5 protein-coding genes are annotated in these 7,153 nt (G+C 71.0%); all 5 read left to right on the plus strand.

Annotation, left to right across the window (positions count from 1 at the left end):
• Position 1: 1 nt before the first annotated feature.
• The 5 genes from NOD94_RS19475 to NOD94_RS19495 all read left to right on the plus strand — a co-directional run bounded on the left by NOD94_RS19475 (position 2) and on the right by NOD94_RS19495 (position 6,791).
• Entirely contained in the window at positions 2-1,213 is a 1,212-nt protein-coding gene (locus tag NOD94_RS19475; RefSeq protein WP_281207259.1) for an MAB_1171c family putative transporter, read from the plus strand.
• A gap of 40 nt (positions 1,214-1,253) precedes the next feature.
• Positions 1,254-2,435 (plus strand): MAB_1171c family putative transporter, encoded by a 1,182-nt coding sequence (locus NOD94_RS19480; RefSeq protein ID WP_281207260.1) that lies wholly within the window; start codon positions 1,254-1,256, stop codon positions 2,433-2,435.
• Positions 2,436-2,502: 67 nt separating this feature from the next.
• Positions 2,503-3,708, plus strand: a complete 1,206-nt coding sequence (locus NOD94_RS19485) for an FAD-dependent monooxygenase (protein WP_281207261.1) — start codon at positions 2,503-2,505, stop codon at positions 3,706-3,708.
• 69 nt (positions 3,709-3,777) lie between these two features.
• On the plus strand, positions 3,778-5,067 hold the full coding sequence (locus tag NOD94_RS19490) for an NADH:flavin oxidoreductase/NADH oxidase family protein (RefSeq protein WP_281207262.1): 1,290 nt from the start codon (positions 3,778-3,780) through the stop codon (positions 5,065-5,067).
• Positions 5,068-5,357: 290 nt separating this feature from the next.
• The gene (locus NOD94_RS19495) at positions 5,358-6,791 is read left to right on the plus strand and encodes an FAD-dependent monooxygenase (RefSeq protein WP_281207263.1); all 1,434 of its coding nucleotides are present in this window, start codon (positions 5,358-5,360) and stop codon (positions 6,789-6,791) included.
• Positions 6,792-7,153: the final 362 nt, after the last annotated feature.

Here is a 7,153-nt window from a genome sequence, read left to right on the forward strand (position 1 = left end):
CATGACCGGATCGGACTACTACATACCCGCCGCCGTCCTGGCGATCGCCCTGGTGGTGAAGTCGCCGTCGTTCTGGCACACCTGGCACTCACCGATGTCGAAGTCGATCTTCGTGATCCTCGCGTCCTCGGCGGCGGGCTTCGTGTTCGGCGCGCCGCCGACGATCGAGCGGGTCAACCGGGTCACCGGCGTCCCGAACATCTCGGCGCTCATCGTCTACTGCATCCTGTCGTGCCTGGCGTGCGGCTCGCTGGTGCTCCTCATCAACTGGCGCGGGGGAGCCGAGGAGACCGTCCGACGGCACACCAGGCTGTGGATCGCGGCGACCGCGGCGGTGATCGCGACGTTCTGCGTGCTCTTCTCGCTCAGCGACGTACCGATCGAGCAGCAGCGCGACTTCGACACCTTCTACGCGAACACCCCGTACGTCCGGGAGATGATCGTCCTCTACCTGACCGCGCACACCGCCACGAGTGTCGTCGTGGCGACGAAGTGCTGGAGGTGGGCACGTGAACTGCGGGAGCTCCAGGCGGCGTGGACCCACTGGGGCCTGATCATCCTCGTGACGGCGTTCGGTCTGACCCTGTCGTTCGCGCTGCTCAAGTTCATGGCCGTGGGTGCCCGATGGGCCGGTACGGACGCCTGGGATCCGCTCAGCACCGACATCGCCCCGCCCCTGGCGGGACTGGGCGCAGCCATGACCACCGTCGGTTTCCTGCTGCCGGTCGTCGGGCCGCGGTTGGGGTCGATGTGGGTTTCCTGGCGGGCCTACCGGGCGATGGAGCCCCTTTGGCGTGCGCTCGAACCGTTCGCGGGGCCCGGGAAGCCCGTGCGCATCCGGCCTACCGCGTCGCTGGAGATCCGGGCGATGGCCAGGTCCACCGAGATCGCCGATCGCCTGCTCAACCTGGCGCCCCACCTGGACACCAGCCACCGCGAGGCAGCCGAGCGCTACGCCTCCTCGCACGGCTGCACGCCGGATGCCGCGATCATCTTCGCCGAAGCGGCGACGATCCACGCGGCCCTGGTCGCCGCGGACGCCGCGAGGGTGCCGGCGTCCGGTCGGACGGCCGTCGCCGTCGCGGTCGATCCGAGTGCCGTGATTCCCACCCGTGTTTCCGGGACGAACGGTCTTGCCCGGCTGAGCATCCAGTTCTCCAACATCCACCGTTCCGGTTCCCCCGTCGGCGCCGACCGCTCGGAGAGCAACTGACCATGCCCACTGCCCTTCATGTGGCTCACGGAAGCCCTCGGTGAACGCGGGAACGGCGTACCTGAGCTCGGCCGCCGGCTTGTTGGTCGCCACCGCCATCAAACTGTGGGCACTGCGGAAGAACCCGCGGGACCCGCTCCTGAGGGCCGTCACCGCGACCCTCTTCGTCGGCGCGCTCCTGTTCGTCACCGCCGCTCCCCCACATCTCGCCGCCATCAACGCGCTGTTCGGCGTGCCGAACATCGCGGCTCCCATCGTGTACTCGATCCTGACCGCGTTCGACGCCGCCACCATCGTGCTGTTGATCCACTGGCGGGGGAACGACGACGCGCGCGTCACCCGGCGGCAGACCCGCTTGTGCCTGACGGCCTACACCCTGGTCGTCCTGGCCATCTGGGCCCTGTTCGCGCTGGGCGACGCACCGGTCGAACGGCTCCGTGACCTGGACACCTACTACTCCGGCACGCCCTGGATCCGCGAGATGGTCGTTCTCTATCTGGCGGCGCACAGCGTCGCGGCCGTCACCATGGTGGTGCTCAGCCGGCGTTGGTCGAGGCAGGTCAGCGGCACCCTGAAGGGCGGGCTGCTGCTGATCGCCGCGGGGGCGGCCTGCACGTTCGCCTACGACCTCTTGAAGTACACGGCGATCGTCGCGCGCTGGCTCGGCCACGACTGGGACTGGCTGAGCACCCAGGTCGCCTTCTCCATCGCCAGTTTCAGCGCCTTCCTGATCGCAGCCGGATTCGTCCTTCCGCCCCTCGGACAGGGCGCCGGCTACCGGTGGCGGGCTCTGTGCCGCTTTCGCGGGCTCCAGCCCCTGTGGCTGGAGGTCCGTCCGGAGATACCTCCCACGAGCCCGCCGCCCATGCCGTGGTGGCAGCCCGTGGAGCACCGCCTCATGCAGCGTGAGAGGGACATCTTCGACGCGGTACTGCGGCTGACGCCCTGGTTCGACCGCTCGACCGGCGCGAAGGTCTACGCGCTCGCTCTGGCCGAGGGCACCGGGAGCCGGCGGGCCCGCAGCGAGGCCGACGCCTCCGTGATAGCCCACGCGGTCATCGGGAAGGGTCGTGCGGCGCCCGCGGTTCCGCCGGAGCTCCGATGGACGATCAGTTCCACCGAGGAATCCGATGACCTCCTCGACATGTCGGACGCCATGCTGCGCTCCTCGCGAGTGGAGGTGACGCGCCGGTCGGCAGCACTGGCCGAGCACCGTGCATGAAACCGGAGAAGAGGCCGCGAGCCCGCACACCGTCCGCCGCTCAGAGATCCTTCACAGAGAGATAGACATGACCACCACACACCCGAAGCATGTCGAAGCCCTGATCATCGGCGGGGGGTACGCGGGCCTGCTGGCCGCATCCGTGGTCGCCCTGGCCGGCTACGACGTGCTCGTGCTTGCGGGACGGTCCGACGGCGAGCCGGGGGAGGCGGGTTCCGCGGCCGCTCAGCACGGCGAGGTCCTCCACATCGGAGGGATGTGGGACGTCAACGACCTGGTGTACGGCTCGGGCGCGCTGCTGCGGCGCCGTGGTGCTCGTACGTTCCCCCTCCCCGCCGGCGCCCACCTGTCCCGGACACGCCCGCGCGCCTGGGGGACGCGCGAGCTGCTGACGTGCAGCCGCGACCTCCTGACCTCGGTGCTGCGCGAGATCGTGGTCGCCAACCCCGCACACGAGCGGAGCACCGCCGTACTCGACGGCGCCCGCGCCGTCGGGCTCATCGGCGACGAGTCAGCGGTGCTCGGTGTGCGCGTGCGCTTCGGTGACGGGCCGGAGGAGGAGATCACGGCGCAACTCGTCGTCGACGCGAGCGGCGCCGATTCGTCCACCGCGGCCTGGCTGAGCGATCTCGGTGTGGCCGCCGTGCCGGTCACCACGCGCGGCACGGCCGGATTCATGGCCAGCCGTCGCTACCGGGCACCCGACGGGCAGGCGGACGTCGCCCTCACGGCTGTCGCGGACGGAGCCCGCAGCGCGGTGCTCGTCCCGATCGAGAACGGCATGTGGGCCGTCACCCAGACCTCCCCCGACCGTGAACGGATCACTGGCGGGGACGCCTTCGCCGCTGCCGCGCTGGCCATGTCCGACCCCGCCGTGGGCCGGCTGATCGCCGAGGCGAAGCCGGCGGGCGACGTGATCGTCGCACCGACGTCGACCCGCTGGCACCGGTACGACCGCATCCGCGGACCCCGCGGCTTCGTCGTCATCGGGGACGCCCTGGCGACCTTCAGCCCACTGGACGCCCGGGGGCAGTTGGCCACCGAAGCCGCTGCCAGGTCCCTGCGCGTGGCGCTCGGGCGCGGCATCAGTCACCCGACGGCGTCCCGAAGGGCCCAACAGGCGATCGCCGAGGAGGTCGCGCAGCTGTGGTCGGATCCGCAGACGGGGCCCATGGGCGGCAGCCAGCTCAGGCCCGTCACCCCGAGCCTTTCCGCGCGTCTCGCCCGCGTACGGACGGCGGCAGGTCGCATTCTGCGGAGGCGGGACCGCTGATTCGGCCTGCCACCGGCCCGAGCGGGACACGACGGGACTTCACGTGACGACAACCGGAGGAAACCTTCCATGCACCTGTCCACACCTCTCGAACTGCGCAGCGGCAGCCGCATCGCGAACCGGATCGCCAAGGCGGCCATGGAGGAGAGCTTGGCCCGCCAGCCCGGACAGTTGCCCGGACCGGAGATCGAGGAGCTCTACCGCAGTTGGGCGCGCGGCGGGAGCGGGCTGATCATCACGGGAAACGTGATGGTGGACAGACGGGCCCTCACTTCTCCGGGAACGATCGTGCTCGACGCCGGAACCGACCTGGCCCCGTTCCGCCGCTGGGCCACCGCGGCCGGTTCGGGGGGCGGCCAGGTCTGGATGCAGATCAACCATCCCGGTCGCCAGGTCCGGTCGGACCTGCCCGGTGTCGCATGGGGCCCGTCCGACATCGGCGTCAGCCTCGGGAAGCACACGAGCGCCTTCGCCCGCCCGACGGCCATGACCGAGGCGGACATCCAGGCCACCATCCACCGGTTCGCGACGACGGCTCGGCTCGCGCAGGAGAGCGGGTTCCACGGCGTCCAGATCCACGCGGCCCACGGCTACCTCCTCAGCCAGTTCCTCTCCCCCTTGGTCAACCACCGCGCCGACCAGTGGGGCGGCAGCCTGGAGAACAGGGCCAGACTGCTGTTGAGCGTGGTCCGCGCCGTCCGAGCGGTGGTGTCCCCCGGCTTCGCCGTGAGCATCAAGATCAACACTGCGGACTTCCAGCGGGGCGGCTTCGACGTCGACGAGGTGGAGCAGGTGCTCGGCTTCCTCACGGGCCTCGACGTGGACCTGGTGGAACTCTCCGGCGGAAGCATGGAGAGCGCCGCGACCATGGGTCGCACGGCCGATGACAGGACCCTCGGTCGGGAGGCGTACTTCCTCGCCATCGCCGAGCGGCTCGTCGCCTCCGCGCCCGTGCCGCTGATGCTGACGGGAGGCATCGGCCGTCGCGCGTCCGCCGAACTGGTCCTGGCGAGCGGCTTCGCGATGGTCGGACTGGCCACCGCGCTCGCCCTGCGCCCCGACCTCCCGGCACGCTGGGAGAAGGGTGAGGACATCGAGGTCGCCGCGCCACGCCTCGACTGGCGTGACAGGGACATCGCCAGCGCGGGCGTGCTGGCCCTCGTACGGACACACATGGGCCGCGTTTCCCGGGGCCTCGCGCCCCGCTCCCGAACCTCCGCCCGCCTCGCCCTTGCCCTGGAAGGCCTGCGGAACCGGGGAACGATCCGGGCGTACGGGCGGTGGCTCGCCCAGAACCCGGTGCCCGAGGCGGACGCCCCCCAGCGGCTGACCGACCCGGCCCGGCAGACGCCATCGTGAGCCCGGGTGCTTCAGGCCGGATCCGGTAGGTCGTCCTCCGCCCCCTCGGGGGCCGGCACCCAACGGTAGACGGCTACGCCGTCATCGTCGGGCCCCCGTAAATAGCGTCCGATCTCACGACTGCCACTATGCGCGGCCAAGGTCACCTCTGTGGCTTGGATCCCCTCGATGCCCGCGAGAGGACCACCGACGAAGCGCGTAATGATCATCATGGGATTCTAGAGCTCACCATCCAGACCCCACTCGAATTCCGCCATACCGGCCAAGGCCGGGGCAGAAAGCAGACCCGCATGGCCGGTACGCCCCCATCTCGGTCCCGAGTCCTGATCCTCGGAGGCGGGCTGAGCGGCACCCTGGCCGCCGCGGCGCTCGCTCCGCACGGCATCGGTATCGACATCGTCGAACGGCACGCCCTGCCGGACACCCCACGAGCCCGGCGCGGACTTCCCCAGGCCCGCCACGCCCACATGCTCTGGTCGGGCGGGGCCGACGCGATCGAGTCGCTCCTGCCCGGAACCTTGGAGATGTGGCTGGGCGCCGGCGCGCACCGGATACCCATTCCCAACGGCATGGTCTCCTTCTCCCCCGGCGGCTGGTACCGGAGGTGTTGGCCCGAGGCGCAGTACCTCATCAGCGCCGGCCGCGACCTCGTCGACTGGGCCGTCCGCACCCGTGCCCTGGCGCTGCCGGGAGTACGCCTGCTCTCCGGGGCCGAGCCGGTTCGTCTCCTCGGCACCCGCACCAGGGTCACCGGCGCGGTCATCCGGCATCAGGACGGGACGGAGGAGGTCCGTGAGGCCGACCTGGTCATCGATGCCACGGGTCGCGCCTCGCGCGCTCCGAGCTGGCTGGCCGGGCTGGGGATACCCGTCGTTCCCGAGACCGTCGTCGACGCGGGGGTCGCCTACGCGAGCCGCCGCTACAAGGCACCCGTGGACACCGCGGGCTGGCCGGTCATCAACATCCAGGTCGACGCCCGACTGGCCGGGCCCGGCTCGGGCGGCACCATCCTGCCCATCGAGGGCGGCGAGTGGATGGTCAGCCTCGCCGGGACCCGGGGCGGGCAACCCACCAGCGCGGCCTCCCAGTTCCTGGCGTACGCCCGCAACCTGCGGAGCCCCCTCATAGCGGAGTTCCTGGACCGGACCGAACCCATCGGGCCGGTGACGGTCACCCGGAACACGGCCAACCGGCGGCGCCACTACGAGAAGATCCGCGTCGACGGCTTCGTCGCGCTCGGGGACTCCGCCACCGCGCTCAACCCGATCTACGGGCACGGCATGTCCGCGGCCGCCCAAGGCGCCCGCGCCCTGCGCGAGCTGGCCTCGACCAGCGACATCACGTCCAGGGGATTCGCGCGGCGCGCCCAGCGCGCGATCGCCCGCCCGGCGGCCGCCGCCTGGCTCCTGGCAGTCGGCCAGGACGCCGCCTTCCCCCGAGCGATCGGGAAGAAGCCAACGCTCGCCGACCGCGCCGCCACCAAGTACGTCAACCGCCTCGTCACGACCGCCTGCTCGGACTTCACCGTTGTCGAGGCCCTCACCGACGTCATGACCCTTCAGGCGAGCGGCTCGGGCCTCGCCCACCCACGGGTCCTGCTCGCCGCGATCCGCGGACCGCGACTCCCGCCTCTCGCCGGCCCCGCCCTCACCCCCGCGGAACAAGCCGTACTGCTCGGCCGTCCCGCCCCCACGCCCACGCCCACGCCCACAAGCACGACCTGACCAGGGACGGGTCCCTCGGCGGGCGAAGGAAGCCGGGTGGTACACGTCTACAGGCGCTGCCACGGGACACACCCGGTCGCGGGACGCGGCGATCGGGGTGAGCGGTCTCCTTCATCCCGAGGTACGGATGGTCACATTCCGTGAGTTTTGGGCGGTTCGGGGGTGAGCCGTCCCATAGGACCCACGTCACACACGAGCCCGGATAGTAGACGCAGAAGGCCCGGTACGGCTCCCCGTACCGGGATCCCACCTGCACGGATACCGGGGGGCTCGGGGACGGGTCGTGGGGCCCGGGCTGCGAGGGCGGGTAGTAGGTGGGCTCGTTGCCAGGCCGGTGGGGCGTCGGTAGAACTGGATGAGTC

It is taken from the genome of Streptomyces sp. Isolate_45, from assembly GCF_024721315.2.
In the GTDB taxonomy this organism is placed as follows: domain Bacteria; phylum Actinomycetota; class Actinomycetes; order Streptomycetales; family Streptomycetaceae; genus Streptomyces.

Bases quoted from the DNA above. Each gene is read 5' to 3' on its own strand.
- NOD94_RS19495 (WP_281207263.1), top strand. From the start codon at position 5,358: ATGGCCGGTACGCCCCCATCTCGGTCCCGAGTCCTGATCCTCGGAGGC.
- NOD94_RS19490 (WP_281207262.1), top strand. From the start codon at position 3,778: ATGCACCTGTCCACACCTCTCGAACTGCGCAGCGGCAGCCGCATCGCG.
- NOD94_RS19475 (WP_281207259.1), top strand. From the start codon at position 2: ATGACCGGATCGGACTACTACATACCCGCCGCCGTCCTGGCGATCGCC.
- NOD94_RS19485 (WP_281207261.1), top strand. From the start codon at position 2,503: ATGACCACCACACACCCGAAGCATGTCGAAGCCCTGATCATCGGCGGG.